The organism is Streptomyces sp. NPDC000229, from assembly GCF_040300825.1.
GTDB lineage: Bacteria > Actinomycetota > Actinomycetes > Streptomycetales > Streptomycetaceae > Streptomyces.
Window position 1 is genome coordinate 15,379 of record NZ_JBEPEL010000039.1, and the last position, 25,540, is coordinate 40,918.

Below are 25,540 nucleotides of genomic sequence, written 5' to 3' on the forward strand. Positions count from 1 at the left end.
GCGGTCGCTTGTCCGGGATGGAGTAGTGCCCGGCCTCAGTTGCGCCGTTCCGTACTGACGATGAGCCACACTCCGGCCACGACGACGGCGCCGCCCAGGGCGATCGGCCAGGTCAGGGCCTCGTCGAGGATCAGCGCGCCGAGGGCGACGGCGACGACGGGGTTGACGTAGGCGTAGGTCGCGACGAGGGAGAGCGGCGCGGCCTGGAGGAGCCAGGCGTACGCGGTGAAGCCGATCAGCGAGCCGAAGAGGACGAGGTAGGCGAAGGCGGTCCAGGAGCGGGTGGAGAAGGCGGCGACGTCCAGGCCGCGCTGTTCACCGCGGACGAGTCCGATGAGCAGGCAGCCGAGGCCGCCGGCGATCATCTCGTAGGCGCTCGCCGTGAAGGGGTTGGCGGGCATCGGTATGCGGGAGGCGGAGAACGACCCGGTCGACCACAGGAGGGACGCGACGATCACGGTGAGCACGCCGCCGATCCGGACGTCGCCGCTGAGGCCGGGGAGGGTGAGCACGGCGAGCCCGGCGAGGCCGAGCAGGACTCCGGTGTACGCGCCGGGGCCGGGCCGCTCGCCGAAGGCGGTGCGCAGCAGGACGACCCATGCCGGGACGACCGCGATGAGCAGGGCGGTGAGCCCGGAGGGGATGGAGGTCTCGGCGAGGACGACGAGCCCGTTGCCGCCGAGGAGCAGGAGCAGCCCGACGACGGCGGCGGAGGCGAGCTGCGGGCGGCTCACCTTCAGGACGCCGATCCCCTTCCGCCAGGCCAGCAGGGCGGCGAGGAGGACGCCGGCGACGACGAATCTGACGCCGGCGGAGAGGAAGGGCGGCATGGTCTCGACGACGACACGGATGCCGAGGTAGGTCGAGCCCCACACCACGTACACGATCGCCAGCGCGGCCCATACGGCGCCGGTGATACGGCGGGCGGGTCGTCCTCCGGGGCGGCCGGCGGGGGTGGAGGTCGCGGGGGCCGAGTCTGCGGCGCGGCTTGTCATGCTCCGGAGACTATGGATCTTCCGGGTGGAACATCAAGAAATTTGCCCGGATCCGGGCAGCACGGGAGTGATTGCCGACGGTTTTCGACATGGCACCCGCAGCGGCGGGGGTGCCGCCGTCGTACGGCACCCACCGCGGGCCCGCGGCCCGGGAAGGTCGCGCCTCCGCCACCCGTGGCGCACAGGGCGGCAAGCGTGGACAGGTCACCGGTCAGGACGACGGGGCGCCGCCCGTGGCCTTCAGGGCCAGCCAGAGCTCCATCCGGACGTCCGGGTCGTCCAGTGAGCGGCCCAGGATCTCCTCGACGCGGCGCATCCGGTACCGCAGGGTGTGGCGGTGGACGCCCAGATCCGCGGCCGCCGCGTCCCACTGTCCGTGGCGGGAGAGCCAGGCGCGCAGGGAGGCGACCAGGTCGCCGCGGCCGGTCGCGTCGTGCTCGTACAGGGCGCGGAGCATGCCGTCGGCGAAGGCGCGTACGGCGTCGTCGGCGAGGAGCGGCAGGACGGAGCCGGCCGCCAGCTCCTCGTGCTCGACCAGGGCCCGGCCGCGCCGGCGGGCCACCGACAGGGCCTGCTCGGCCTGCTTGTACGCGGCGGCGGCCGCGATGGGGCCGGTCGGGGCCGACAGACCGATGACGACCCCGGCCTCCTCGGCCTCCTTCTCGGCGTACGCCTCACAGGCAGCGGTCACCGCGCCGTTGTCTCCGGCCAGCACCACCAGCCGCTCGTCACCCTCCGGCACCGTCAGCACGGCCTCGCCGGTACGCGCCGCCGCCGCCTCCAGGGACTCGGCGAGCACGGGCAGCGGCGCCTCCGCGGCCGGATCCCGCTCCGCGGTCGCCGGCTCCGCGATCAGCAGCCGGAACGGGGCGTCGAGCAGCCCGCCGTACAGGTCGCCCGCCACCGCCCTGGCGTGGTCCGGCTGCCCGGACAGCATCATGCGCAGCACCGCCGCGCCGAGCCGCTGCTCGGCCGCCTGGAGCGAGCGCGACCGCTCGGTGGTGAGCGTCAGCAGGGCGATGGCCGAGTGGACGGCGTAACGTTCCGCCGTGCCGAGCGGCGCGCCCGTGCCGACCGCCAGCGCACCGCGCACCCGCCGCCCGCTGCCCAGCGACTGGAGCTCCACCCGGTCGTCGGTGCCGCCGACCACCGCGCTCGCGGGCGCCGACCGCTCCCGGAGCCGCTGCACGTCGGGGGTGAGCCGGGCGGCCCTGCGCGCCGCCCACTCGGGAGCGGCGGCCAGCACGGCGCCGGACGCGTCGTACAGGGCCGCCCAGCCGTCGACGTGGGTGGCCAGCCGTGCCACGACGGCGGCAGGGCCCTCGGCGAGGGCCGCACGGGTCATCTCCCGCTGGGCCTCGAACCCGGCCGTCACCGCCCGGTACTGGTCCGCCGCGATCGCGGCGGACACCGCCTTGGAGATGGCGAGGAACGGAGTGCGGCGCGGCACCTCCAGCAGCGGCAGGTCCTCGTCGCGGGCGGCGTCCACGAGCGCCTGCGGGATCTCGTCGTAGTTGACGCCGACGGCGAAGCCGAGTCCCACGACCCCGGCCTCGGACAGCCGCTTGACGTAGCGGCGCATGGCCTCGGGGTTCTCGGCGTCCAGCTTCATGGCGGTGACCATGAGCAGCTCGCCGCCCTCCATGTACGGGACGGGGTCGGCGAGCTCGCTGACGTGCGCCCAGCGGACGGGCATGTCGAGGCGGTCCTCCCCGGCGCGGACGGTGAGCTTCAGCGCCGAGTGCTGGACGAGCGAGGCGAGCGTGAGCGGCATGGCGATGACCGTCGGACTTTCGGGAGGGGAGCACGGAGGGTTTTTCGCCGTCCCGTATGAACGACTCTCTTCAATTCTGCCAGGTTGTCATGTCACATCAGGTCCGCAGGTCGACCAGAAGCGGAGGGACATGTTCCCCTCGGACGCCCGTCAGGGACAGTACGGCATGCCCGGGCGGCACGGCGTGGGCGAGGTCGGAGGCGGACCAGCGCTGCCGCTCGACCTCCCGTACCGTCACCGCCTCGGTGGTCGCCGCCTTGCCGGTGACCAGGCGGCGGAGGAAGTGCAGCGCCTTGGTCAGCGGCTCGTCGGAGACGATCTGCCGGTTGGTCACGTCCCTGGTCTGCACCCACTCGGTGCCCCATGTCTCGGCGAACCGCCCGCCGTCCCAGGACGCGATGCCGGCGAACGCCATCCTGCACCCCACCGCGCCGAGCAGCGGTCCGCGCAGCGCCTCCGGCACGTCCTCCAGGGTGCGCAGCGCCAGGACGACACCTGCGTGAGCCGAGCGCAGCCGCTGGATGGCCCGTACGGAGTCGGCGGTGACCGTGTACGTGGCGTCGTCCAGGACCAGACAGGCGAACAGGGACCGGTCCGCCCGGCCCAGCGCCGCCTCGGTGAACTGGGCCAGCAGCAGCCGCGCCACGATCCGGGACGCCTCGGCGTGCCCGCGCTCGGGCAGGTCGACGCGGACGCGCAGCGGGTGCTCGATGGCGCGCAGCGAGAAACGTCGCCCTTCGGTGTCGGTACGGAAGAACCGGGCGAACGCGGGCCGGTCGAGGAAGGCGACCCGCTCCGCCAGCAGCACCCCGACGTCGTCGCCCCGCTCGGCCTGCCGCTGCCGGGCGTCCAGCTCCCGCAGCTGCGCCGGGTCGCCCGCCACGGCCGCGCGCAGCTCGGCCAGCGCCTCGGGCGCCCCGCCGAGCAGCTCGCGCAGCTCCGGTACGGCGGGGAAGTGGCCGTGCGCGGCCCGGTAGGGGCCGATGAGCTGGGCCAGCGCGGTGGCGGCGCGGCGGCTGTCGGGGACGAGGTCGCCGACGAGGGCCTCGGCGAGCATCCGGGCGGCCTCGTCGGGGTCGTCGGCGCCGCCGTACAGGTCGAGGTCGTGCGTGGAGTCGGGGCGGCCCACGGAAACGACCACGTCGAAGGCCTGGTCGGGGGCGAGGGCGGTGCCGTGGGCGGTGACGGCGACGACGGCGGCGCGGTTGGCGAGGGCCTGGAGGCACAGGGACTCCACGACCGGGCGGACCAGCCGGACCGTCTTGCCCGACCCGGCCGGCCCGACGGCCAGCAGCGAGGTGCCGAGCACGGCGGGCTCCAGGGCGACCCCGGTGGTCCGCCGGGCGTACGGGTTGCGGGGGTGGTCGGCGGCGGTGCCGATCCGGACCTGGGAGGTGGCGAGGTCGTGCGCGGCGGTGCGGACGGGCAGGTCGCGCACGCCCGAGGGGTGCGCGCACGCGGCGGGCCCGTGGGCGCGCACGGCGTCGGCGAACGCGGCGAGCCGGTCGGGGTGGGTCCGTACGCCCTGCCAGGCGCGCCGGATGCGGGCGTAGTCCACATCGCGCAGCGCCCCGGACCGGGTGGCCTCGGCGAGCTTCCGGGCGGCCTCGGCCAGCCCGGCGTCCCGCAGGTCGGGCCAGTCGACGGGGTCCTCCTGCGGCTCGGCCCGTGCGGGCGTCGGGCCGGCCCGCCGGCGCGAGAACACCGGCCAGGTGCCGATCCTTCCGACCACCGCGACGACGGCGACCGCCAGGCAGACGTAGTAGAGGTTCGAGGTCCACTCCAGCCACCAGACGGTGCGCGGCATCTCCCGCCACACGCTCGGGAGCAGGATGAACAGTGGCCACAGCGGTACGCCGTACCGCTGCCAGATCTCACCCCAGCCGCCGACGCGGCCCATGCCGACCGCGAGCAGGCCCAGGCAGAGGCCGTAGTAGGTGTACGAGGCGAAGACCTGTGCCACGCCCCCCCGCCAGGAGGCGGGCGTGAACACGTCGAGCGGCCAGACCCAGTAGGAGCCCAGGTACCCGTTCCACAGCAGCGACCACAGGAGCCAGCCGCTGAGCAGGGCGATCAGCGCGCCGGCGAACAGCCGCCGCGCGGGCACCGTCTCCGGCTCCTCCTCCGGGCGCGGCCGGTGCCCGAACCGCCACACCCCCGGCTCGGCCGCCGGCCGGGGCGTCCGCAGCCACTGCACGGTGCCGCCCCCCGCCGGCGCCGGAGCATGCCGCGGCGGGGGCGGTACGGGTGGCTTCCCGACGTGGCTGCGCCGTGCCTCGTACGTACCGTCGGTGTCCATGAACCCCTGCCCCCTGACCAGCCGGGTCGCCGCCTGCCTGTGCACCCGTCAATCTAGTGCGTGGGCCACGCCGTTGCGCCGTCGCGACCCGTCCCGGGCAGCCGCGCCAGACGGGAGCAGGCGTACTGTTTGTAGCGAAAGTTGCCTACCTCGCGTTTCGAGCGAGGGGTCCGCCATGACTACTTCCCCCCAGTGGGAGCCGCGCCCCCAAGGTGAGCCGCACAGCGCGGACGCCGCCCGCAAGAGGCGTCGGCCCCGGGTCTTCCTTTGGATCTTCCTGACCGTGCAGGTGCTGTTCCTGATCTGGATCATCACTGGCGCGGCCAGTAGTGACGACGACTCCTGTGAAGGACTGACCGGTGACGCGCTGAGGCTCTGCCAGGACGCAGGAGACGTCGGAACGGCGATCGGGGTCGGCCTGATCATCGCCCTTTGGGCAGCCGTGGACATCATCCTCGGCATCAGCTACGGCGTGTACCGACTGAGCCGCAGGCCGCGATCGTAGGGGTCGGCCGCCCTCAGCTGCCCCGCGCCGCAACGGTTCACAGCAGTGCGTGGGGATCGGATGCATGCCATCGGCGGCTGGAGGGCGCACGGGTGGCCCTGCGCTGCTGGAGTGCTCTATGTCCGTCCCGGACAAGGAGACACCGCCGAACACTCCCGAACGGAGCATGCCGACCCCCCTCCCCCACGCCTAGCCTGCGGAAGAAAGAGAAGTAGCGTCCGAAAGACCCCACCCCAGGAGCCCCGCATGACCGATATCCCGCAGGAGCGCCGCGTCGTCACCGCCATTCCCGGCCCGAAGTCGCAGGAGCTTCAGGCCCGTCGTCTGTCCGCGGTCGCGGGTGGCGTGGGCTCCGTGCTGCCGGTCTTCACGACCCGCGCCGGTGGCGGCATCATCGAGGACGTCGACGGCAACCGCCTGATCGACTTCGGTTCCGGTATCGCCGTGACGTCCGTGGGCGCCTCCGCCGAGGCCGTCGTGCGCCGGGCGAGCGCCCAGCTGGAGCAGTTCACGCACACCTGTTTCATGGTCACGCCGTACGAGGGCTACGTCGAGGTCTGTGAGGCGCTCGCCGAGCTGACGCCGGGCGACCACGCCAAGAAGTCCGCGCTGTTCAACAGCGGTGCCGAGGCCGTCGAGAACGCGGTCAAGATCGCCCGCTCGTACACCAAGCGCCAGGCCGTCGTCGTCTTCGACCACGGCTACCACGGCCGTACGAACCTCACGATGGCGCTGACCGCCAAGAACATGCCGTACAAGCACGGCTTCGGCCCGTTCGCGCCCGAGGTCTACCGCGTGCCGGTGGCGTACGGCTACCGCTGGCCGACCGGCGCCGAGAACTGCGGCCCCGAGGCCGCCGCGCAGGCGATCGACCAGATCACCAAGCAGATCGGCGCCGAGAACGTCGCCGCGATCATCATCGAGCCGGTGCTGGGCGAGGGCGGCTTCATCGAGCCGGCCAAGGGCTTCCTGCCGGCGATCGTGAAGTTCGCCAACGACAACGGCATCGTCTTCGTCGCGGACGAGATCCAGTCCGGCTTCTGCCGCACCGGCCAGTGGTTCGCGTGCGAGGACGAGGGTGTCGTCCCGGACCTGATCACCACCGCCAAGGGCATCGCGGGCGGTCTGCCGCTCGCCGCCGTCACCGGCCGCGCCGAGATCATGGACTCCGTGCACGGCGGCGGCCTCGGCGGCACCTACGGCGGCAACCCGGTGGCCTGCGCCGGTGCGCTCGGCGCCATCGAGACGATGAAGGAGCTCGACCTCAACGGCAAGGCCAAGCGCATCGAGGAGGTCATGAAGGGCCGCCTCGCCGCCATGCAGGAGAAGTACGAGATCATCGGCGACATCCGTGGCCGCGGCGCCATGGTCGCGATCGAGCTGGTGAAGGACCCGGCGACCAAGGAGCCGAACCCGGAGGCCGCCGGCGCGCTCGCCAAGGCCTGCCACGCCGAGGGCCTGCTGGTCCTGACCTGTGGCACCTACGGCAACGTGCTGCGCTTCCTGCCGCCGCTGGTCATCGGCGAGGACCTGCTGAACGAGGGCCTCGACATCATCGAGAACGCGTTCGCGGGCGTGTGACGCACAGCGACCGGTTGTGAAGAAGCCGTGGGGGGCCGATGGCGGGATGGGGATCCGGCTGTCGGCCCCCCATTCTCTGCCGTACGGTTTCTGCAGATGAGAGAAACACCCCGTCCGCAGGGAACTGCGGGCGGCTCCGGGACGGAGCCTCCCCAGCCTCGTCCTGGTCGTGCCCTCGCGCACACCACCGGAGCCTCTGGCTCCGGATCTCCTCACCGATCGGACGGTCGCCCGCCCCACACCCCCCGGGGCGCGCGGCACACCGGTCCAGGCGGCCGCCCCGGAACCACCCCCCCTGTTCCGGGGCGGCCGGCTCTTCTCTCCCTCCTCGCCGCTGCCCTCTTCGCGGTCATCACCTGGCAGGTCGTCGCCCACGGCCCCCTCGCCCGTCTGGACGGGCGCGCGAGCCGCTCCCTGGCGGGCCGGGGCCCCGAACCGCTGACCGAACTCCTCGCCGACCTGGGCAACATGCAGGTCGCCCTCCCGGTCCTGGCCGTCGCCATGGCCTACGCGGTGTGGCGCGGCCGCCGCGCCCAGGCGCTGTACGCGGGGCTCGCCATGGCACTGGTACCGGCCCTGGTCGTACCACTGAAACTGCTCGTGGACCGGGTCGGCCCACTCACCTCCGAGACCGGCTACTACCCGTCCGGGCACACGGCGACCGCCCTGGTGGCGTACTGCGGTGCGGCTCTGCTGGTCCACCGGCGCCTGCTGCCCGTCGCCATCCTGCTGACGGTGGCGACGGGCGTCGGGCTGGTGCTGCGCGGCTACCACTGGCCGCTGGACGTGGTGGCCAGTGTGTGCCTGTGCCTGTGCGCGGCGCCGCTGCCGATGGTGCGCCGCTCCGGATAGGGCGCGGTTCCGGATGGGGCGCGTACGCGCTGGTGCACAGTACGCGATACGAACCTTCTGCATGAATTGTCCAGGTTTGGGCACTTCGTCGCGTACTGCCATCGAAAGGAGCCACCATGGTTATCCGGAAACTTCACCAGATGGGTGTGCGCAGCGAGCACGCGTATGTGGCGGCCTTTGCCTCCATCGGCCTCTCCGTCGCCACCTGGATGGCATCCCTCAGCATGGAACCCGGGACCGGACTGGCACGCGCCGACCGGTGGGGAATCTTCGTCGGGGAATGGGCCCCCACCTTCTTCGGCCTCGGGCTCGCCCTCTCCCACTACGAGCAGCACGACGGCACCCTCATCCTCGACACCCGCGAGGTCCGGAGGGAAGCCGCCTAGGCACGGCGGAAGCCCATCAGCGGTCCTCATGGGGCCGCCACCGCGCCAGGTACGCCGCCGCCTCGTGCATCGCCAGTTCCAGCAGCGCCGGGTCGTTCAGGGTGCCCCGCCCGTCCGGGAGCACCAGCCAGCGGGCCGCACCCGTCACCCGGCCCGGGTACGGAACGACGATCCAGGTGCCGCGGCCGGCGGCCCGCATACCGGTGCCGACCCAGCGCGCGGCGGTGCCCACGGGGACGAAGAAGCCCAGGCGCGCGTCGCCGAAGTCGGCGAGCACCGGGCCGGGGCGGTCGACGAGCCGGCACAGGACGTCGAGTGTGGCGTGGCCGAGCCCGGCCGGGGTGATCAGCACGTCCCAGCGCCGGCCGGCCGGCAGGAGCGCGACCCCGAGGGGGTTGCGCTCCCACTCCCACCGGCAGGCGTCGGGGTCCGGCGCCACCTCCGCCAGCCACTCCACCGCGGCCTTGGCCCCCGAACCAGTCATCGCCGCCTGCCTCCATGTCCGTGTCTGTGACTGCCCCGGCGGGCAGTGCGTTCACACGGGGAGAGAGGGGTCCGCGAGGATCATTACGCGGCTGGGACGCCGACATGGTGGTGAACCGGCTCGGCGGGGGCGCACACCCGGCGCAACCGGATGACGATCAGCTGTCGAAGCCGAGACCGAGCCGGTCCATCGCCTTCAGCCACAGGTTCCGCCGGCCCCCGTTGGCGTCGGCCCGCGCCAGCGACCACTTGGTGAGCCCGATGCCCGCCCAGGCGATCGGCTCCGGCGGGAACGGCAGTGGCTTGGTGCGCACCATCTCCAGCTCCGTACGCTCCGTCCGCTCACCCGACAGCAGGTCGAGCATCACGTCCGCCCCGAACCGCGTAGCGCCCACACCGAGCCCCGTGAAGCCCGCCGCGTACGCCACCCGCCCCCCGTGTGCCGTGCCGAAGAACGCCGAGAAGCGGGAGCAGGTGTCGATGGCGCCGCCCCAGGCGTGGCTGAACCGCACACCCTCCAGTTGCGGGAAGCAGCGGAAGAAGTGCTCGGCGAGCTTCAGGTACGTCTCGGGCCGGTGGTCGTGCTCGGGGCTGACCCGTCCGCCGAACGGATAGACGGCGTCGTAACCGCCCCACAGGATCCGGTTGTCGGCGGAGAGCCGGAAGTAGTGGAACTGGTTGGCGCTGTCCCCGAGGCCCTGGCGGTTCTTCCAGCCGATGGACGCCAGTTGGTCGTCCGTCAGCGGCTCGGTCATCAGGGCGTAGTCGTAGACGGGGACGGTGTAGGCGCGCACGCGCTTGACGAGTGACGGGAAGACGTTGGTGCCGAGCGCGACCTGCCGGGCGAAAACCCGCCCGTAGGGCGTGCGTACGGCCATCCCGGCGCCCGCGCGGGCGAGTTCCAGGCCGCGGGTGTTCTCGTAGACGCGTACGCCGAGGTCGGCACAGGCCCGCTTGAGGCCCCACGCGAGCTTGGCGGGGTGCAGCATGGCGACGCCTCGCCGGTCCCACAGCCCGCCCAGGAAGGTGGGCGAGTCGACCTGGCCGCGCACGCCGTCCCGGTCGAGGAGCTCCAGGTCGCCGGCGAGGCCGAGGCGGTCGGCCTCCTCGTACATGGCGGTCAGCTCCGCCAGCTGGTGGGGCTCGGTGGCGACGTCGATCTCGCCGGTGCGTTCGAAGTCGCAGTCGATGCCGTACGTGGAGACCGCCGCCTCGATCGCGTCGAGGTTCCGGATGCCCAGCTCTTCGAGGGTGTCCAGCTCGTCGGGCCAGCGGGCGAGGCCATTGCCGAAGCCATGGGTGAGGGAGGCGGCGCAGAAGCCGCCGTTGCGGCCGGAGGCGGCCCAGCCCGCCTCCCGGCCCTCGATGAGGACGACGTCCCGCGCGGGGTCCCGCTCCTTGGCGAGGAGCGCGGTCCACAGGCCGCTGTAGCCGCCGCCGACGACGAGCAGGTCGCAGTGCTCGGTGCCGGTGAGGGCGGGCAGCGCGGCGGGCTTGCCCGGGTCTTCCAGCCAGAAGGGGACGGGCTGGGCGTCCGAGAGTGATTGTGCAGCAGTACGCATGGCAGCTGGGGCCATGGTTTCCAACTCCTTCAGGGACTCACGAGAGGGTTGTGCGCTTGCGCCGGCCGGCCGCGAGCTGACCGGCGACGACCACCAGGACCGCGATGACGAACATCGCCGTGCCGATGACGTTGATCTGTACGGGCGTGCCGCGCTGCGCCGAGCCCCACACGAACATGGGGAAGGTCACGGTGGAGCCCGCGTTGAAGTTGGTGATGATGAAGTCGTCGAACGACAGGGCGAAGGCGAGCAGTGCGCCGGCCGCGATGCCGGGGGCGGCGATGGGCAGGGTGACCCGCAGGAAGGTCTGCACGGGACCCGCGTACAGGTCGCGGGCGGCCTCCTCCAGGCGCGGGTCCATGGACATCACGCGCGCCTTGACCGCCACCACGACGAAGCTCAGGCAGAACATGATGTGCGCGATGAGGACCGTCCAGAACCCCAGCTCGGCGCCCATGTTGAGGAACAGGGTGAGCAGGGAGGCGGCCATGACGACCTCGGGCATGGACATCGGCAGGAAGATCAGCGAGTTGATCGCGCCGCGGGCCCGGAAACGGTAGCGGACGAGCGCGAACGCGATCATGGTGCCGAGCAGGGTGGCGCCCAGCGTCGCCCAGGCGGCGATCTGGAGCGACAGCGCGAGCGAGCCGCACAGGTCGGCGACGCCGCACGGGTCGCGCCAGGCGTCGGTGGAGAACTCCCGCCAGGAGTAGTTGAAGCGCCCCGCCGGCTTGTTGAACGAGAACACCATCACGACGATGTTCGGCAGGATCATGTACGCGAGGGTCAGCAGACCCGCGATGACGACGAGGTTCTTGCGGAGCCAGCGCATCAGACCAGGTCCTCCGTTCCGGCCCGGCGGATGTAGACGGTGACCATGACCAGCACGATGGCCATCAGGATGAAGGACAGCGCGGCGGCCGTCGGATAGTCCAGCACCCGCAGGAACTGCGACTGGATGACGTTGCCGACCATCTTGGTGTCGGTCGAGCCGAGCAGCTCGGCGTTGACGTAGTCGCCGCTCGCCGGGATGAAGGTGAGCAGCGTGCCCGACACGACGCCCGGCATGGACAGCGGGAACGTCACCTTGCGGAAGGTGGTGGCGGGCGACGCGTACAGGTCCTTCGCCGCCTCGTGCAGCCGGCCGTCGATCCGCTCCAGGGACGTGTAGAGCGGCAGGATCATGAAGGGCAGGAAGTTGTACGTGAGGCCGCAGACCACCGCCATGGGCGTGGCCAGGACCCGGTCTCCCTGGGTCCAGCCCAGCCAGTTGGTGACGTCCAGGACGTGCAGCGCGTCCAGGGCGCCGACGACGGCGCCGCCGTCCGCGAGGATCGTCTTCCACGCCAGCGTACGGATGAGGAAGCTGGTGAAGAACGGCGCGATGACGAGGACCAGGAGGAGATGGCGCCAGCGGCCCGCCTTGAAGGCGATGAGGTACGCGAGCGGGTAGCCGAGCAGCAGGCACAGGAAGGTCGCGGTGCCGGCGTACATCAGGGACCGGACGAACTGCGGCCAGTACTCGGTGAAGGCCTCCCAGTAGGTCGGGAAGTGCCAGGTGACCTGGAAGCCCTGCTCCAGGGAGCCGGTCTGTACGGAGGTGGAGGCCTGGTAGACCATCGGCAGCGCGAAGAAGACGAGCAGCCAGAGGATGCCGGGCAGGAGCAGCCAGTACGGGACGAGCCGCGTGCGCGTGGCCGTCTTCCGTACGGCCGGCTTGTCCGATGCGGGCGGTGCGGGTGGTGCTTCGGTGATCGTCACGCGGCGTCCTCCACCTTTTCCACGCCCGCGTCGATGTCCTGGGCGGCGTCCAGGCCGAAGGTGTGCGCCGGGTTCCAGTGGAGTACGACCTCGGCACCCTGGACCAGCCGGGAGTCCCGCTCGACGTTCTGCTCGTACACCTGGAGGGCGGTGCCGGCGGGGCTGTCGACGACGTACTGGGTGGAGACACCGTTGAAGGAGGTGTCGACGATGCGGCCGGTGACCCTGTTGCGCCCGGTGCCGATCGCGCCCGCGTCGTCGGCGTGAGCGAGCGTGATCTTCTCCGGGCGGATGCCGACGAGCAGCTTGCCGCCGGTGCGGGTGTCGGCGCCGCACCGGTCGGCGGGCAGCCGCAGCTTGCCGCCGCCGGCCGTGACGGTGATGTCCGAACCCGCCTCCACCACCTCGGCCTCGATGAGGTTGGACGTACCGAGGAAGTTGGCGACGAAGGTGGTGCTCGGGTTCTCGTAGAGGTCGGCGGGCGCGCCGAGCTGTTCGACGCGGCCGCCGTTCATCACCGCGACCGTGTCGGCCATGGTCATGGCCTCCTCCTGGTCGTGGGTGACGTGGACGAAGGTGATGCCGACCTCGGTCTGGATGCGCTTGAGTTCCAGCTGCATCTGGCGGCGCAGCTTGAGGTCGAGGGCGCCGAGCGGCTCGTCGAGGAGCAGCACCTGGGGGTGGTTGATGAGCGCGCGGGCGACGGCGACGCGCTGCTGCTGGCCGCCGGAGAGCTGGTGCGGCTTGTGCCCCGCCTTGTCGCCGAGCTGTACGAGGTCGAGCATGTCGCCGACCTGCTTCTTGACCGACTTGATGCCGCGGCGGCGTAGGCCGAAGGCGATGTTCTCGTAGATGTTCAGGTGCGGGAAGAGGGCGTACGACTGGAAGACGGTGTTGACGGGCCGCTTGTAGGGGGGCAGGTCGGTGACGTCCTTGTCGCCGAGGAAGACGGTGCCCGTGGTGGGCTCCTCCAGGCCGGCGATCATGCGCAGGGTGGTGGTCTTGCCGCAGCCGGAGGCGCCGAGGAGGGCGAAGAAGGAGCCCTGCGGGACGGTCAGGTCGAGGGGGTGGACGGCGGTGAAGGAGCCGTACGTCTTGCTGATGCCGGAGAGGCGGACGTCGCCACCGGTGTTCGTGTCAGTCATGGGTTGCGATCCCAGGGGGTGTCGATGGGTGTACGGCGGCGGGGTCAGGCACCGATGAGCTTGGCGAACTTCTGCTCGTACGCCGTCTCTTCCTCACTGCTCAGGGAACGGAAGGCGCGGGACTTCGCGGCCATCGCCTTGTCCGGGAGGATCAGGGTGTTCGACGCCAGCGCGGGGTCGATCCTGCTGAGTTCGTCGCGTACGCCCTCGACCGGGCAGACGTAGTTGATGTACGCGGCGAGCCGGGCCGCGTTGGGGAGCTCGTAGTAGTAGTCGATGAGCTTCTCGGCGTTCGTCTTGTGCCGGGCCTTGGCGGGGACGAGGAGGTTGTCGCTGGAGGTGATGTAGCCGGCGTTGGGGATCGCGAACTGGATGTCGGGGTTGTCGGCCTGGAGCTGGATGACGTCACCGGCCCAGGCCAGGCAGGCGGCGAGGTCGCCCTTGGCGAGGTCGCCGGTGTAGTCGTTGCCGGTGAAGCGGCGGATCTGCTGGGTGTCGACGCCCTTCTGGAGGCGGCCGATCGCCGCGTCGAAGTCCGCGTCGGTGAACTTCCCCGGGTCCTTGCCCATGTCGATGAGCGTCATGCCAACCGAGTCGCGCATCTCCGACAGGAACGCGACCCGCCCCTTGAGCTTGGGGTCGTCCAGGAGCTGGGTGACGGAGTCGACCTTGCGGCCGCCGGTGGCCTTCTTGTTGTACGCGATGACCGTGGAGATGCCGGTCCAGGGGTACGAGTAGGCGCGGCCCGGATCCCAGTCGGGGCGGCGGAACTGCGAGGAGAGGTTCGCGTAGGCGTGGGGGAGGTTGGCCGGGTCGAGCTTCTGCGCCCAGCCGAGCCGGATGATGCGGGCGGCGAGCCAGTCGGTGACGCAGATCAGGTCGCGGCCGGTGTCCTGGCCGGCGGCGAGCTGCGGCTTGATCTTGCCGAAGAACTCGACGTTGTCGTTGATGTCCTCGGTGTACTTGACCTTGATCCCGGTGCGCTTGGTGAACGCCTCCAGGGTGGGGCGGTGCTTCTCGTCCTCACTGATGTCGATGTACTGGGTCCAGTTGGAGAAGCTGAGCCGCTTCTCCTTGGCCGAGAAGTCGGTGGAGGCGGGGCCGTCGCCCTCCCGCTTGGCGGGCGGGATCCCACAGGCGCTCAAGGAGGCGATGCCGCCGATCGTGAGCGCGCCGACGCCCGTGGCGCGCAGCATGGAACGGCGGGTGAGGGCTCCCCTGCCGTTGCTCAGGCTGCGCCGCATCGCGGCGACCTGGGCCGCTGACAGGCTGTCGGGCTCGTACTGCTCCATGCGCTGTGCCTTTCGGTGCGGGCCGTTACGGGCTATCGGTCCCCGAAGATCGTGCGGTGCCAGTCCTTCCGGGCGACCGCCGTGTTGTCGTACATCACATGCTTGACCTGCGTGTACTCCTCGAAGGAGTAGGTTGACATGTCCTTTCCAAAGCCGGACGCCTTGTAGCCGCCGTGCGGCATCTCGCTGATGATCGGGATGTGGTCGTTGACCCAGACACAGCCCGCCTTGATCTCGCGAGTGGCGCGGCCGGCGCGGTAGACGTCGCGGGTCCAGGCGGAGGCGGCGAGGCCGTAGGGGGTGTCGTTGGCGAGGGCCAGGCCCTCCTCGTCGCTGTCGAAGGGCAGGACGACGAGGACGGGGCCGAAGATCTCGGCCTGGACGATCTCGCTGTCCTGCGGCGCGCCGGTGATCAGGGTGGGGCGGTAGTAGGCGCCGTCGTTGTGGGGCGCCACACCGCCGGTGACGACGGTGGCGTACGCGCGGGCGCGGTCGACGAAGGCGGCGACGCGGTCGCGCTGGGCGTGGCTGATGAGCGGGCCGAGGTCGGTGTCCTCCTGGAAGGGGTCGCCGATGCGGACGCTCGCCATCAGGTCGGCGACGCCTGAGACGAAGGCGTCGTACAGCGGGCGCTGGACGTACGCCCGGGTGGCGGCGGTGCAGTCCTGGCCGGTGTTGATCAGGGCGCCGGCGACCGCGCCGTGGACGGCGGCCTCCAGGTCGGCGTCGTCGAAGACGACGAAGGGTGCCTTGCCGCCGAGTTCCAGGTGGAGGCGCTTGACGGTGGATGTGGCGATCCCCGCGACGCGCTTTCCTACGGCGGTGGAGCCGGTGAAGGACGTCATGGCGACGTCCGGGTGCCCGACGAGGTGCTCCCCGGCGTCCTTCCCGGCGCCGGTGACGATGTTGACGACACCGTCGGGAATGCCCGCGTCGGTCGCGGCCTGCGCGAACATCAGCGAGGTCAGCGGGGTGAGCTCCGCGGGCTTGAGGACGATCGTGTTCCCCGCGGCGATGGCCGGGAGGACCTTCCAGGCGGCCATCTGGAGGGGGTAGTTCCAGGGCGCGATGGAGCCGACGACGCCGATGGGTTCGCGGCGGACGTACGAGGTGTGGTCGCCGCTGTACTCGCCGGCCGACTGGCCCTGGAGGTGGCGGGCGGCCCCCGCGAAGAAGGCGGTGTTGTCGACGGTGCCGGGCACGTCGAACTCGCGCGTCAGCTTGATGGGTTTGCCGCACTGCAGGGATTCGGCGTGCGCGAAGTCCTCGGCGCGTTCCGCCAGTTGGGCGGCGAACCGGTGCATGGCGTCGGAGCGTTCGGCCGGTGTCGCGCCCGCCCAGCCGGGCAGCGCGTCGCGGGCGGCGGCGACGGCCGCGTCCACGTCGGCGGTTCCGGCGAGTGCGTACGTGAGGACGTCCTCGCCGGTCGCGGGGTCGACGACGGTGTGTCCGCGCCCCGAGGTACCGGGCCGCAGCCGCCCGCCGATGTACTGCGCCCCGGCCGCGAAGCGGTCGAGTCCCTGGAAGGAGTTGCCCATGTGACGCTCTCCGTTGTCCCGGCTCGAATTGAGTGCCGATCCTGACAGAGGAGATAGCAGGCAACAAGGGATTCCGTTGTTGCCTTTTGGTTACGCGACGGAATCGGTCGACCATGTGTCGGGTGGGCGCTGGTATCTCCGTACGGAGTGTCAGTGGCGACTGCCAGACTGGCGTGCATGGAGAAGATCCACGAGCTGATCGAGCAGGTCAGCAAGGGTGAGCGCGTCAAGTTTCTGCACTTCTGGGGACACACGCCGAGGCGGGACGGGACGGTCGGGGCGAGCTGTCTGAGCCAGTGGTGGCCGTCGCCGTTCACGGTCGACGGCGTGGAGTACGCGACGGCGGAGCACTGGATGATGGCGGCCAAGGCCCGGCTCTTCGGCGACGCGGACGCCGAGCGGCAGGCCATCGAGGCGCCGAACCCGGCGCTGGCGAAGAAGGCGGGCCGGCTGGTGCGCGGCTTCGACGAGGCGATATGGAAGCGGGAGCGGTTCGGCATCGTGGTGGCGGGCAGCGAGCACAAGTTCGCCGCGGACCCGCAGCTGCGGGCGTTCCTGCTGTCCACGGGCGACCGGGTCCTGGTGGAGGCCAGCCCCATGGACCGCGTCTGGGGCATCGGCCTCGCCGCCCACGACGAGCGCGCTCACGACCCGGCCCGCTGGCGGGGCCTGAACCTCCTGGGCTTCGCCCTGATGGAGGCGCGGGGCACGCTTCGGGGGGTGGCGGGGGGCTGAGGGGGCGGCGCGGGCCGGCTGAGGGGGTGGGGGCGGTTTTCCCTGGGTGGGTGTGCGGGTGCGGTGGTGGCGGGCTGCGGTTCTCGTGCTGCGAAGCCGTGCGGGTGCGGGTTCGAGGCGGCCGGGGTGGTGCACCGGGGCCGGGTGCGGGTGCGGGCGGCGTGGCCGGGGCGGCGCCCCAGGGCCCGGTGCGGTTGCCGCCGGTGGGGCCCGGTTCGCCCGGGGCCGGGGCGGTCACCGCCGATGGGTGGGGTGCCGGGCCCCTCCGGGCTCGTCTCCTCGAGGCCGGCGGCCTTGGGTTCGTCGGATGGGGAGCCCTTCCGACGCCTCCCCCAAGCTCTGCGGGGACGACCCTGCACGGCCCCACCCCCGGCCGGACGCCGGGTGCGGGCCGGTGCCGGGGTCGTCCCCGCCGGCGGGACGCCGGGTGCGCAGACGAAACGGGTTTCGGGCGGGGCCCCGGTGCGTCAGTGGTGGGGCGTGATCACCAGCGACGTGTCGAAGGGGTCGTGGCCGTACTCGTCCTCGTAGTTGGCCCGGCCTTCCTCGGTCGCGATCACCCAGATCATGAACGCCAGGAACGCGCCGCCGACCACGATGCCCACCGCGCCCAGGATGATCCCGGCGAGTGCCATGCCGTGGTTGTTCGCCTCACCGCGCTGGGCCTTCTTGCGGCCGATGATGCCGAAGATCAGCGCCAGGATGCCGAGGACGATGCCCAGGCCGTACAGGCAGAAGACGACCACCGAGATGATGCCGAGTACGAGGGCGGTGATGCCCATGCCGTTGGCCGGGGACTGCTGCCAGCCGAGCTGGCCGTAGGCGCTGTACCCGGGGTATCCGGGGTAGCCGTACGCCCCGGTCGGCGGGGTGGGGGCGGGGTAGCCGTACAGGCCCGGTGAGGGCTGTGCGGGGCCGCCCGGGGCTATCGGGGGCGGCGGCAGGTCGGCGCCCGGTACCGACGTCATCGTCGGCTGGTCGTGCACTCCCGGCGCCGGCGACGGCGGCGTGTAGGGCGACGGTTCGGCCGGGGCCTGGGGCGGCCTACTCTCCGGCGGAGCCCACGGATCGTTCGGATCGCTCTTGTCTGGCACGGGCCCTCCCCCATCGTGTCCACTCATGCTAACGGCCGCCCTACGATGATCCCTGACCAGCCCGGCGAGCGACCGCACACGGAGGACCGATGACCGATCTGCACCCCTTCATCGCGGGGCTTCCCAAGGCGGAACTGCACGTCCACCACGTCGGCTCGGCCTCGCCGCGGATCGTCGCCGAGCTGGCCGCCCGCCACCCCGACTCGAAGGTCCCCACCGATCCCGAGGCGCTGGTCGACTACTTCACCTTCACCGACTTCGCGCACTTCATCGAGGTGTACCTGTCGGTGGTGGATCTGATCAGGACGCCGGAGGACGTCCGGCTGCTGACGTACGAGGTCGCCCGCGACATGGCCCGGCAGAACATCCGGTACGCGGAACTGACCGTCACTCCGTTCAGCTCCACTCGGCGCGGCATCGACGAGAAGGCGTTCATGGCCGCCATCGAGGACGCCCGCCTCGCCGCCGAGACCGAACTCGGCGTCATCCTGCGCTGGTGCTTCGACATCCCCGGCGAGGCCGGGCTGGAGGCGGCGGAGGAGACCGCTCGGCTGGCGGTGGACCTGCGGCCCGAGGGACTGGTGTCGTTCGGGCTGGGCGGTCCGGAGATCGGCGTACCGCGCCCGCAGTTCAAGCCCTACTTCGACCGGGCGATCGCCGCCGGACTGCACTCCGTGCCGCACGCCGGCGAGACGACCGGCCCGCAGACCGTGTGGGACGCCCTGACCGACCTGCGCGCCGAGCGCATCGGCCACGGCACGAGCTCCACCAGGGACCCGAAGCTGCTGGCGCACCTCGCCGAGCACCGCATCGCCCTGGAGGTGTGCCCAACCTCCAACATCGCCACCCGGGCGGTCCTGGACATCGACGAGCACCCGGTCAAGGAGATGGTCGCCGCCGGGGTGCTGGTGACCATCAACTCCGACGACCCGCCGATGTTCGGCACCGACCTCAACAACGAGTACGGGGTCGCCGCCCGTCTGCTGGAGCTGGACGAGCGGGGCGTCGCCGAGCTGGCCAAGAACGCGGTGGAGGCGTCGTTCCTCGACCCGGCCGGCAAGGCCAGGATCGCCGCCGAGATCGACAGCTACACCACCGAGTGGCTCCGCCGCTGATGCGCCCCGTCACCGTGGTGGCGCACCGGGGCGACCCGTACCGCGTCCGCGAGAACACCTCGGCGTCGCTCCGTTCGGCGATCGCGCGCGGGGCGGACGCGGTCGAGATCGACGTACGGCTCACGCGGGACGGCGTCCCGGTGCTCCTCCACGACGAGTCGCTGAAGCGCCTGTGGGGCGTCGACCGGCCGGTCGCGCACGTCACGCTGGACGAGCTGCGGGCGCTGACCGGCGAGGAAGGCGTGCCGACTCTGGCCGAGGCGCTGGACGCGGTGGGCGGGCACCGGGTGATGATCGACCTGCCGGGCGCCACGGCGGCGTCGGTGCGCACCATCGTCGGCACCGTCCGCGAGTGCGGCGCGGGCGACCGCGTGTACTACTGCTCCAGCGCGGCCGCGATGCTGCTCGTCCGGGCCGCCGACCCCGGCGCCGAGATCGCCCTGACCTGGACGACCCTGGCCCCGCCCCGCCCGGTGCTGCTGGAGGCGGTCGCGCCGCGCTGGCTCAACTACCGCTTCGGGCTGGTCGGTCGGGCTCTGACGGATCGGGTCCACCGGGAAGGGCTGCTCGTCTCCGCGTGGACGGCCGACACGCGCAGGTCCATGCGCAGGCTGATCGCCGACGGGGTGGACTCGATCACCACCAATCGTGTGGACGCGCTGAGCGCCGTACTGAGGGGGACGGGGAGATGACCGACAGGATCCGCGCCGACATCGCGCACAACGCCCGCGTCTGGAACTACTGGCTCGGCGGCAAGGACAACTACCCCGTCGACCGCGCGGTCGGCGACCAGGTCGTCGCGATGTACCCGAGCATCGGCGAAGTCGCCCGCGCCGACCGGGCGTTCCTCGGCCGGGCCGTGACGTACCTGGCGGGCGAGGCGGGCGTACGGCAGTTCCTGGACATCGGCACGGGCCTGCCGACCGCCGACAACACCCACGAGGTCGCGCAGCGCATCGCGCCGGACGCGCGGATCGTGTACGTCGACAACGACCCGATCGTCCTCACCCACGCCCGCGCGCTGCTCACCGGTTCCCCGGAGGGCGTGACCGAGTACATCGACGCGGACGCGCACCGGCCGGAGCGGATCGTGGAGGCGGTCCGGCCCATCCTGGATCTCGATCGGCCGGTCGCGGTGATGATGCTGGGCATCCTCAACTTCGTCCTGGACACGGACGAGGCGCGTGCGATCGTACGGACGCTGATGGCGGCGGTTCCGTCCGGCAGCTACCTGGCGCTGACCCACCCGACCCTGGAGCTGGGCGGCGAGGGCAACGCGGAGGCGATGGAGTTCTGGAACAAGAACGCCACGCCGCCGATCACCGCGCGCAGCCGTGACGAGTTCGCGTCGTTCCTGGACGGCCTGGAGGTCCTGGAGCCGGGCATCGTGTCGTGCGCGGCCTGGCGGTTCGCGGCGGCCGCGGAGGTGGCCCAGTTCGGCGCGGTGGCCCGTAAGCCGTGATCGGCGCAGTCGGGCGCCCACGGGTTCGGTGGGCGGTCACGGGCTGGTCGGCCCGGGTGAGCGGGCGCGTCGACGGGCGTGGGGCTCCAGCGGTACGAGGCCGGGGACGGCCGCGTCCTGTGGTTGAGGACCGGCGGCCGCTGGGGCTGCAACACCGTGCTCGCGGCCACCGAAAACCTCTCCCGCACCCTGGTGCACTCGGTGAACTCCACCGACGCGAAGGGCAAGGGGATGAACCCGCCGGGCGGATCAGCGGATCATACGGGCAGCGTTCGCGCGCTGAGCACCGGCGCGGTCAGCGCCTCCAGGCGCTTGATCATGCGGCGTACGACGAGCAGCGGGATCACTCCGAAGACCCCGAAGGACATGTCGATCACCGACCACCAGAAGGGGATGCCCCGGATGGGGCCGCAGATCAGCGCGAGCGGGATGATCCCGGCGCAGGCGATCATGCCGAAGTCGATCACCCAGATGTTGCGTACGGGATCCCGGTACGGGCCGTAGAAGGCCACCGCGATGACGAGGTGCGCGAAGGCGAGCCAGTCGGTCCCGTACAGCAGGAACGGGTAGTGCTCGTCGGCGGTGTCGAGGCCGGTGCGTACGCGCGTGATCCACTCCTGGAGACCCGGGAAGGCATCGGCGACGGGGGACGCCCAGCCCTTCAGGGCGTCCTCGGCGAGGTGCAGTTCGGTGACGAGCGGGAAGGCCGTCGCCCCGCTCAGCACCAGACAGACGATGAAAACCACCAACCACACACGTATGCGCCGCAGTAGGGCGCGGGTCTCGCTCATATCCGCAGCGTACGCCCGGGTTTACGCGCGCTTTACCGGGCCCCCGGTAACGCGCTCCTCCGCCCTCCGCGCGGGTCCATGTCGACCGGGTGGACCGGGCGGACCGGCCGGAGGACGCCTGCCACAAGGATCTGAACGCTTACAGCCGTGACCGTTCGGGGCCTGGGCGCTACTGGGTGTCGTCCTCGTCGGCCTCCACTCCCTTGAGCGGTTCGCCGCCCTCGGTGCCCTCTCCGGGGCGGTAGCCCTCCGCGGCGCTCGCCGTGCCGGGAACGGTGCGGCGGCCGGCCTGGCGCTCGGCGCCCGAGTGGGCTCCGGGCTCTTCTTCGCTGCGCTTGCGGGCGCGTTCCTGGGGGGTCTTGTCGTTCATGGCCGTCGGGTACCCGTCGGCGAGGCCGTCATACGCCCCGGAAAAGGCGGCGGGCGGGCCGGGGCCGTGCCCCGGTCCGCCCGCCGCACGGCCGGTGTGTCAGCCCAGCGAGGTCATCACGTGCTTGACGCGCGTGTAGTCCTCGAAGCCGTACGCCGAGAGGTCCTTGCCGTAGCCGGACTTCTTGAAGCCACCGTGCGGCATCTCCGCGACCAGCGGGATGTGGGTGTTGATCCAGACGCAGCCGAAGTCCAGCGCCTTGGACATGCGCATCGCGCGGGCGTGGTCCTTGGTCCAGACGGAGGAGGCCAGGGCGTACTCGACGCCGTTGGCGTACTCCAGCGCCTGCTCCTCGTCGCGGAACGACTGGACGGTGATGACGGGGCCGAAGACCTCGTTCTGAACGATCTCGTCGTCCTGCTTGAGGCCGGAGACGACGGTCGGGGCGTAGAAGTAGCCCTTGTCGCCGACCCGGTGGCCGCCCGCCTCGACCTTGGCGTGGGCGGGGAGGCGGTCGATGAAGCCGCTGACCTGCCCCAGCTGGTTGGCGTTGTTGAGCGGGCCGTACAGCACGTCCGCGTCGTCCGGCTGACCGGTCTTGGTCTCGGACGCGGCCTTGGCCAGCGCGGCCACGAACTCGTCGTGGATGGACTCGTGGACGAGCACGCGCGTGGCGGCGGTGCAGTCCTGGCCGGCGTTGAAGAAGCCGGCGACCGAGATGTCCTCGACGGCCTTGGCGATGTCGGTGTCCTCGAAGACGACGACCGGCGCCTTGCCGCCCAGCTCCAGGTGGACGCGCTTGACGTCCTTGGCGGCGGACTCGGCGACCTGCATGCCGGCGCGTACGGAGCCGGTGATGGAGGCCATCGCGGGGGTCGGGTGCTCGACCATGGCGCGGCCGGTCTCACGGTCGCCGCAGATGACGTTGAAGACGCCCTTGGGGACGATCGAGCCGATGATCTCGGCGATCAGCACGGTGGAGGCCGGGGTGGTGTCCGAGGGCTTGAGGACAACCGTGTTGCCCGCGGCGAGCGCCGGGGCGAACTTCCACACGGCCATCATCATCGGGTAGTTCCACGGCGCGACCTGGGCGCAGACGCCGACCGGCTCACGGCGGATGATGGAGGTCAGACCCTCCATGTACTCACCGGCGGACTTGCCCTCCAGCATCCGCGCGGCGCCCGCGAAGAACCGGATCTGGTCCACCATCGGGGGGACCTCTTCGGTGCGGGTGAGCTCGATCGGCTTGCCGGTGTTCTCCGACTCGGCCGCGATGAGGTCCTCGGCCCGCTCCTCGAAGGCGTCGGCGATCTTCAGAAGCACCTTCTGGCGCTCGGCCGGCGTGGTGTCGCGCCAGGCGGGGAAGGCGGCCGCGGCGGCCTCCATGGCGGCGTCGACGTCGGCCTGGCCGGAGAGCGGAGAAGTGGCGTACACCTCGCCGGTGGCCGGGTTGACCACGTCGATGGTCCGTCCGTCGGCGGCGTCCCGGAACTCCCCGTTGATGTAGTTGCGCAGACGACGCAGCTCGGTGGTCACTTGCCACCCCTCCTGTCGGTCTCGTGGTGCTCGGTAACCCAGTGTCCAAGTACTGGACAGCCCCACCTTAATCGCTGAGGCGACGATTCCGACAGGCCTGACGCTCCAGAACTTCGGATTCAGTGGGATTCGATCTCCAGAACAACGAATTTCCTCGATCTGGGGTTGCGCGAGTGACGAGACTCGGTGCAGAGTGAAGACGTGGCCAGTCGAAGCGCAGACCCCAGGGCCGGGAACGGATCGTCACCGACGATCGACGCCGTCTCCCTGGCGATCATCGAACAGCTCCAGGAGGACGGACGCCGTCCGTACGCCGCCATCGGCAAGGCCGTGGGCCTGTCCGAAGCGGCCGTGCGCCAGCGCGTCCAGAAGCTCCTCGATCAGGGCGTCATGCAGATCGTCGCCGTCACCGACCCCCTCACCGTCGGCTTCCGCCGTCAGGCGATGGTCGGGATCAACGTCGAGGGCGACGTGGAGCAGGTGGCGGACGCGGTGACGGCCATGGCCGAATGCGAGTACGTCGTGATGACCGCCGGCTCCTTCGACCTGATGGTGGAGATCGTCTGCGAGGACGACGACCACCTCCTGGATGTGATCAACAAGCGCATCCGCACACTCCCCGGCGTGCGCTCCACCGAGAGCTTCGTCTACCTCAAGCTCAAGAAGCAGACCTATATGTGGGGAACCCGATAGCCGTGAGCAAGGACCTCTCCAAGACCGCCTACGACCACCTGTGGATGCACTTCACCCGCATGTCGTCGTACGAGAACAGCCCCGTCCCGACCATCGTTCGCGGCGAGGGCACCTACATCTTCGACGACAAGGGCAAGCGCTACCTCGACGGCCTCGCCGGCCTGTTCGTGGTCCAGGCCGGCCACGGCCGGACCGAGCTCGCCGAGACCGCCTACAAGCAGGCACAGGAGCTCGCCTTCTTCCCGGTGTGGTCCTACGCCCACCCGAAGGCCGTCGAGCTGGCCGAGCGCCTCGCGCACCACGCCCCCGGCGACCTGAACAAGGTCTTCTTCACCACCGGTGGCGGCGAGGCGGTCGAGACCGCCTGGAAGCTGGCCAAGCAGTACTTCAAGCTGGTGGGCAAGCCGACCAAGCACAAGGTCATCTCCCGCGCGGTCGCCTACCACGGCACCCCGCAGGGCGCGCTGTCCATCACCGGCCTGCCGGGCCTGAAGGCCCCCTTCGAGCCGCTGGTCCCCGGCGCGCACAAGGTGGTCAACACCAACATCTACCGCGCCCCGATCTTCGGCGACGACCCGGAGGCCTACGGCCGCTGGTGCGCCGACCAGATCGAGCAGCAGATCCTCATGGAGGGCCCGGAGACCGTCGCCGCGGTCTTCCTGGAGCCGGTCCAGAACGCCGGTGGCTGCTTCCCGCCGCCGCCCGGATACTTCCAGCGCGTGCGCGAGATCTGCGACCAGTACGACGTGCTGCTCGTCTCCGACGAGGTCATCTGCGCCTTCGGCCGCCTCGGCACGATGTTCGCGTGCGACAAGTTCGACTACGTACCGGACATGATCACCTGTGCCAAGGGCATGACCTCGGGCTACTCCCCGATCGGCGCGTGCATCATCTCCGACCGCCTGGCGGAGCCGTTCTACAAGGGTGACAACACCTTCCTGCACGGCTACACCTTCGGTGGCCACCCGGTCTCCGCGGCCGTGGGCCTCGCCAACCTCGACATCTTCGAGCGCGAGAACCTCAACCAGCACGTCCTGGACAACGAGGGCAACTTCCGCGCCACGCTGGAGAAGCTGCACGACCTCCCGATCGTCGGCGACGTCCGCGGCAACGGCTACTTCTACGGCATCGAGCTCGTCAAGGACAAGGTGACCAAGGAGTCGTTCAACGACGACGAGACCGAGCGCGTCCTGTACGGGTTCCTCTCCAAGGCGCTGTTCGACAACGGCCTGTACTGCCGTGCCGACGACCGCGGCGACCCGGTCGTCCAGCTGGCGCCGCCGCTGGTGTCCGACCAGTCCACGTTCGACGAGATCGAGCAGATCCTCCGGGCCACCCTCACCGAGGCCTGGACGAAGCTGTAACCCTCGACGTGATCGTCCGATCGTAGGCTGAACGCGGCCCGGGTCATGCCCCATCCGAGTGAGATGGGCGGACCCGGGCCGTGTGCTGTCCTGACACCCGGCTCGGCACTCCCTACGGTTCCTGTGACCGATCCGCCCTACCATCGTTCCGCCGTACGGGGGAACAACGTACGGGGAAACGACACATCAGAACCGATACCGAGGTGT

24 protein-coding genes are annotated in these 25,540 nt (G+C 71.0%); 10 read left to right on the forward strand and 14 right to left on the reverse strand.

Annotation, left to right across the window (positions count from 1 at the left end; translation table 11 throughout):
- Nucleotides 1–35 precede the first annotated feature (35 nt).
- The 3 genes from ABT360_RS19870 to ABT360_RS19880 all read right to left on the reverse strand — a co-directional run bounded on the left by ABT360_RS19870 (nucleotide 36) and on the right by ABT360_RS19880 (nucleotide 5,068).
- Entirely contained in the window at nucleotides 36–995 is a 960-nt protein-coding gene (locus tag ABT360_RS19870; RefSeq protein WP_351817814.1) for an EamA family transporter, read from the reverse strand.
- 211 nt (nucleotides 996–1,206) lie between these two features.
- The gene (locus ABT360_RS19875) at nucleotides 1,207–2,769 is read right to left on the reverse strand and encodes a PucR family transcriptional regulator (RefSeq protein WP_351817817.1); all 1,563 of its coding nucleotides are present in this window, start codon (nucleotides 2,767–2,769) and stop codon (nucleotides 1,207–1,209) included.
- A gap of 97 nt (nucleotides 2,770–2,866) precedes the next feature.
- Nucleotides 2,867–5,068 (reverse strand): ATP/GTP-binding protein, encoded by a 2,202-nt coding sequence (locus ABT360_RS19880; protein WP_351817819.1) that lies wholly within the window; start codon nucleotides 5,066–5,068, stop codon nucleotides 2,867–2,869.
- Nucleotides 5,069–5,351: 283 nt separating this feature from the next.
- Here ABT360_RS19880 and ABT360_RS19885 point away from each other — a divergent pair, with 283 nt between their 5' ends.
- The 4 genes from ABT360_RS19885 to ABT360_RS19900 all read left to right on the forward strand — a co-directional run bounded on the left by ABT360_RS19885 (nucleotide 5,352) and on the right by ABT360_RS19900 (nucleotide 8,392).
- Nucleotides 5,352–5,573, forward strand: coding sequence for a hypothetical protein (locus ABT360_RS19885; RefSeq protein WP_351817821.1), 222 nt, complete (start codon nucleotides 5,352–5,354; stop codon nucleotides 5,571–5,573).
- Between the two features lie 246 nt (nucleotides 5,574–5,819).
- The gene (gene gabT / locus ABT360_RS19890) at nucleotides 5,820–7,154 is read left to right on the forward strand and encodes a 4-aminobutyrate--2-oxoglutarate transaminase (protein WP_351817824.1); all 1,335 of its coding nucleotides are present in this window, start codon (nucleotides 5,820–5,822) and stop codon (nucleotides 7,152–7,154) included.
- A gap of 96 nt (nucleotides 7,155–7,250) precedes the next feature.
- Entirely contained in the window at nucleotides 7,251–8,006 is a 756-nt protein-coding gene (locus ABT360_RS19895; protein ID WP_351817827.1) for a phosphatase PAP2 family protein, read from the forward strand.
- 116 nt (nucleotides 8,007–8,122) lie between these two features.
- The gene (locus tag ABT360_RS19900) at nucleotides 8,123–8,392 is read left to right on the forward strand and encodes a hypothetical protein (RefSeq protein WP_351817830.1); all 270 of its coding nucleotides are present in this window, start codon (nucleotides 8,123–8,125) and stop codon (nucleotides 8,390–8,392) included.
- 16 nt (nucleotides 8,393–8,408) lie between these two features.
- On the opposite strand, the gene ABT360_RS19905 is transcribed toward ABT360_RS19900, so the two are convergent.
- The 7 genes from ABT360_RS19905 to ABT360_RS19935 form a co-directional block, all read right to left on the reverse strand.
- Complete coding sequence (locus ABT360_RS19905) at nucleotides 8,409–8,876, reverse strand: hypothetical protein (RefSeq protein ID WP_351817833.1); 468 nt, start codon at nucleotides 8,874–8,876, stop codon at nucleotides 8,409–8,411.
- 157 nt (nucleotides 8,877–9,033) lie between these two features.
- Nucleotides 9,034–10,452: an NAD(P)/FAD-dependent oxidoreductase gene (locus ABT360_RS19910; RefSeq protein ID WP_351817836.1), complete on the reverse strand. Its 1,419-nt coding sequence runs from the start codon at nucleotides 10,450–10,452 to the stop codon at nucleotides 9,034–9,036.
- Between the two features lie 22 nt (nucleotides 10,453–10,474).
- Nucleotides 10,475–11,269 carry an ABC transporter permease gene (locus ABT360_RS19915; RefSeq protein ID WP_351817839.1) on the reverse strand — a complete coding sequence of 265 codons (795 nt, stop codon included), beginning with the start codon at nucleotides 11,267–11,269 and terminating at the stop codon, nucleotides 10,475–10,477.
- On the reverse strand, nucleotides 11,269–12,198 hold the full coding sequence (locus ABT360_RS19920; RefSeq protein WP_351817842.1) for an ABC transporter permease: 930 nt from the start codon (nucleotides 12,196–12,198) through the stop codon (nucleotides 11,269–11,271). Before ABT360_RS19920 ends, ABT360_RS19915 begins: the two co-directional genes overlap by 1 nt.
- Nucleotides 12,195–13,343 (reverse strand): ABC transporter ATP-binding protein, encoded by a 1,149-nt coding sequence (locus tag ABT360_RS19925; protein ID WP_351817845.1) that lies wholly within the window; start codon nucleotides 13,341–13,343, stop codon nucleotides 12,195–12,197. The genes ABT360_RS19920 and ABT360_RS19925 overlap by 4 nt, the downstream gene beginning before the upstream one ends.
- Before the next feature lie 44 nt (nucleotides 13,344–13,387).
- Nucleotides 13,388–14,635: a polyamine ABC transporter substrate-binding protein gene (locus ABT360_RS19930; RefSeq protein ID WP_351817848.1), complete on the reverse strand. Its 1,248-nt coding sequence runs from the start codon at nucleotides 14,633–14,635 to the stop codon at nucleotides 13,388–13,390.
- 32 nt (nucleotides 14,636–14,667) lie between these two features.
- Nucleotides 14,668–16,173 carry a gamma-aminobutyraldehyde dehydrogenase gene (locus ABT360_RS19935; protein WP_351817851.1) on the reverse strand — a complete coding sequence of 502 codons (1,506 nt, stop codon included), beginning with the start codon at nucleotides 16,171–16,173 and terminating at the stop codon, nucleotides 14,668–14,670.
- 177 nt (nucleotides 16,174–16,350) lie between these two features.
- Here ABT360_RS19935 and ABT360_RS19940 point away from each other — a divergent pair, with 177 nt between their 5' ends.
- Nucleotides 16,351–16,908 carry an NADAR family protein gene (locus ABT360_RS19940; protein WP_351817854.1) on the forward strand — a complete coding sequence of 186 codons (558 nt, stop codon included), beginning with the start codon at nucleotides 16,351–16,353 and terminating at the stop codon, nucleotides 16,906–16,908.
- Between the two features lie 467 nt (nucleotides 16,909–17,375).
- Here ABT360_RS19940 and ABT360_RS19945 read toward each other — a convergent pair whose 3' ends face one another.
- The gene (locus ABT360_RS19945; protein ID WP_444852279.1) at nucleotides 17,376–17,876 is read right to left on the reverse strand and encodes a DUF4190 domain-containing protein; all 501 of its coding nucleotides are present in this window, start codon (nucleotides 17,874–17,876) and stop codon (nucleotides 17,376–17,378) included.
- Nucleotides 17,877–18,091: 215 nt separating this feature from the next.
- Here ABT360_RS19945 and ABT360_RS19950 point away from each other — a divergent pair, with 215 nt between their 5' ends.
- The 3 genes from ABT360_RS19950 to ABT360_RS19960 are packed head-to-tail and all read left to right on the forward strand — an operon-like array spanning nucleotide 18,092 to nucleotide 20,579.
- Nucleotides 18,092–19,117, forward strand: a complete 1,026-nt coding sequence (locus ABT360_RS19950) for an adenosine deaminase (protein WP_351817860.1) — start codon at nucleotides 18,092–18,094, stop codon at nucleotides 19,115–19,117.
- Nucleotides 19,117–19,809 (forward strand): glycerophosphodiester phosphodiesterase, encoded by a 693-nt coding sequence (locus tag ABT360_RS19955; RefSeq protein WP_351817935.1) that lies wholly within the window; start codon nucleotides 19,117–19,119, stop codon nucleotides 19,807–19,809. The genes ABT360_RS19950 and ABT360_RS19955 overlap by 1 nt, the downstream gene beginning before the upstream one ends.
- Complete coding sequence (locus tag ABT360_RS19960) at nucleotides 19,806–20,579, forward strand: SAM-dependent methyltransferase (RefSeq protein WP_351817863.1); 774 nt, start codon at nucleotides 19,806–19,808, stop codon at nucleotides 20,577–20,579. Before ABT360_RS19955 ends, ABT360_RS19960 begins: the two co-directional genes overlap by 4 nt.
- 257 nt (nucleotides 20,580–20,836) lie before the next feature.
- On the opposite strand, the gene ABT360_RS19965 is transcribed toward ABT360_RS19960, so the two are convergent.
- The 3 genes from ABT360_RS19965 to ABT360_RS19975 form a co-directional block, all read right to left on the reverse strand.
- Nucleotides 20,837–21,370, reverse strand: a complete 534-nt coding sequence (locus tag ABT360_RS19965; protein ID WP_351817866.1) for a hypothetical protein — start codon at nucleotides 21,368–21,370, stop codon at nucleotides 20,837–20,839.
- A 169-nt stretch (nucleotides 21,371–21,539) separates the two neighbouring features.
- Nucleotides 21,540–21,740 (reverse strand): hypothetical protein, encoded by a 201-nt coding sequence (locus tag ABT360_RS19970; protein ID WP_351817869.1) that lies wholly within the window; start codon nucleotides 21,738–21,740, stop codon nucleotides 21,540–21,542.
- A gap of 99 nt (nucleotides 21,741–21,839) precedes the next feature.
- A complete protein-coding gene (locus ABT360_RS19975) occupies nucleotides 21,840–23,276 on the reverse strand; it encodes a gamma-aminobutyraldehyde dehydrogenase (RefSeq protein WP_351817872.1) in 1,437 nt (478 codons plus the stop codon).
- A 186-nt stretch (nucleotides 23,277–23,462) separates the two neighbouring features.
- On the opposite strand from ABT360_RS19975, the gene ABT360_RS19980 reads away from it, so the two are divergent.
- Both ABT360_RS19980 and ABT360_RS19985 read left to right on the forward strand, forming a co-directional pair.
- A complete protein-coding gene (locus ABT360_RS19980; protein WP_351817875.1) occupies nucleotides 23,463–23,969 on the forward strand; it encodes an Lrp/AsnC family transcriptional regulator in 507 nt (168 codons plus the stop codon).
- Nucleotides 23,954–25,333: an aspartate aminotransferase family protein gene (locus ABT360_RS19985; RefSeq protein ID WP_351817878.1), complete on the forward strand. Its 1,380-nt coding sequence runs from the start codon at nucleotides 23,954–23,956 to the stop codon at nucleotides 25,331–25,333. The genes ABT360_RS19980 and ABT360_RS19985 overlap by 16 nt, the downstream gene beginning before the upstream one ends.
- Nucleotides 25,334–25,540: the final 207 nt, after the last annotated feature.

What these genes read in the sequence shown, in the direction of transcription:
- ABT360_RS19870 (WP_351817814.1), bottom strand. Translation starts at nt 995, where the DNA reads ATGACAAGCCGCGCCGCAGACTCGGCCCCCGCGACCTCCACCCCCGCC.
- ABT360_RS19875 (WP_351817817.1), bottom strand. Translation starts at nt 2,769, where the DNA reads ATGCCGCTCACGCTCGCCTCGCTCGTCCAGCACTCGGCGCTGAAGCTC.
- ABT360_RS19880 (WP_351817819.1), bottom strand. Translation starts at nt 5,068, where the DNA reads ATGGACACCGACGGTACGTACGAGGCACGGCGCAGCCACGTCGGGAAG.
- gabT (WP_351817824.1), top strand. Translation starts at nt 5,820, where the DNA reads ATGACCGATATCCCGCAGGAGCGCCGCGTCGTCACCGCCATTCCCGGC.
- ABT360_RS19895 (WP_351817827.1), top strand. Translation starts at nt 7,251, where the DNA reads ATGAGAGAAACACCCCGTCCGCAGGGAACTGCGGGCGGCTCCGGGACG.
- ABT360_RS19900 (WP_351817830.1), top strand. Translation starts at nt 8,123, where the DNA reads ATGGTTATCCGGAAACTTCACCAGATGGGTGTGCGCAGCGAGCACGCG.
- ABT360_RS19905 (WP_351817833.1), bottom strand. Translation starts at nt 8,876, where the DNA reads ATGACTGGTTCGGGGGCCAAGGCCGCGGTGGAGTGGCTGGCGGAGGTG.
- ABT360_RS19910 (WP_351817836.1), bottom strand. Translation starts at nt 10,452, where the DNA reads ATGGCCCCAGCTGCCATGCGTACTGCTGCACAATCACTCTCGGACGCC.
- ABT360_RS19915 (WP_351817839.1), bottom strand. Translation starts at nt 11,269, where the DNA reads ATGCGCTGGCTCCGCAAGAACCTCGTCGTCATCGCGGGTCTGCTGACC.
- ABT360_RS19925 (WP_351817845.1), bottom strand. Translation starts at nt 13,343, where the DNA reads ATGACTGACACGAACACCGGTGGCGACGTCCGCCTCTCCGGCATCAGC.
- ABT360_RS19930 (WP_351817848.1), bottom strand. Translation starts at nt 14,635, where the DNA reads ATGGAGCAGTACGAGCCCGACAGCCTGTCAGCGGCCCAGGTCGCCGCG.
- ABT360_RS19935 (WP_351817851.1), bottom strand. Translation starts at nt 16,173, where the DNA reads ATGGGCAACTCCTTCCAGGGACTCGACCGCTTCGCGGCCGGGGCGCAG.
- ABT360_RS19940 (WP_351817854.1), top strand. Translation starts at nt 16,351, where the DNA reads ATGGAGAAGATCCACGAGCTGATCGAGCAGGTCAGCAAGGGTGAGCGC.
- ABT360_RS19945 (WP_444852279.1), bottom strand. Translation starts at nt 17,876, where the DNA reads ATGACGTCGGTACCGGGCGCCGACCTGCCGCCGCCCCCGATAGCCCCG.
- ABT360_RS19950 (WP_351817860.1), top strand. Translation starts at nt 18,092, where the DNA reads ATGACCGATCTGCACCCCTTCATCGCGGGGCTTCCCAAGGCGGAACTG.
- ABT360_RS19955 (WP_351817935.1), top strand. Translation starts at nt 19,117, where the DNA reads ATGCGCCCCGTCACCGTGGTGGCGCACCGGGGCGACCCGTACCGCGTC.
- ABT360_RS19960 (WP_351817863.1), top strand. Translation starts at nt 19,806, where the DNA reads ATGACCGACAGGATCCGCGCCGACATCGCGCACAACGCCCGCGTCTGG.
- ABT360_RS19965 (WP_351817866.1), bottom strand. Translation starts at nt 21,370, where the DNA reads ATGAGCGAGACCCGCGCCCTACTGCGGCGCATACGTGTGTGGTTGGTG.
- ABT360_RS19970 (WP_351817869.1), bottom strand. Translation starts at nt 21,740, where the DNA reads ATGAACGACAAGACCCCCCAGGAACGCGCCCGCAAGCGCAGCGAAGAA.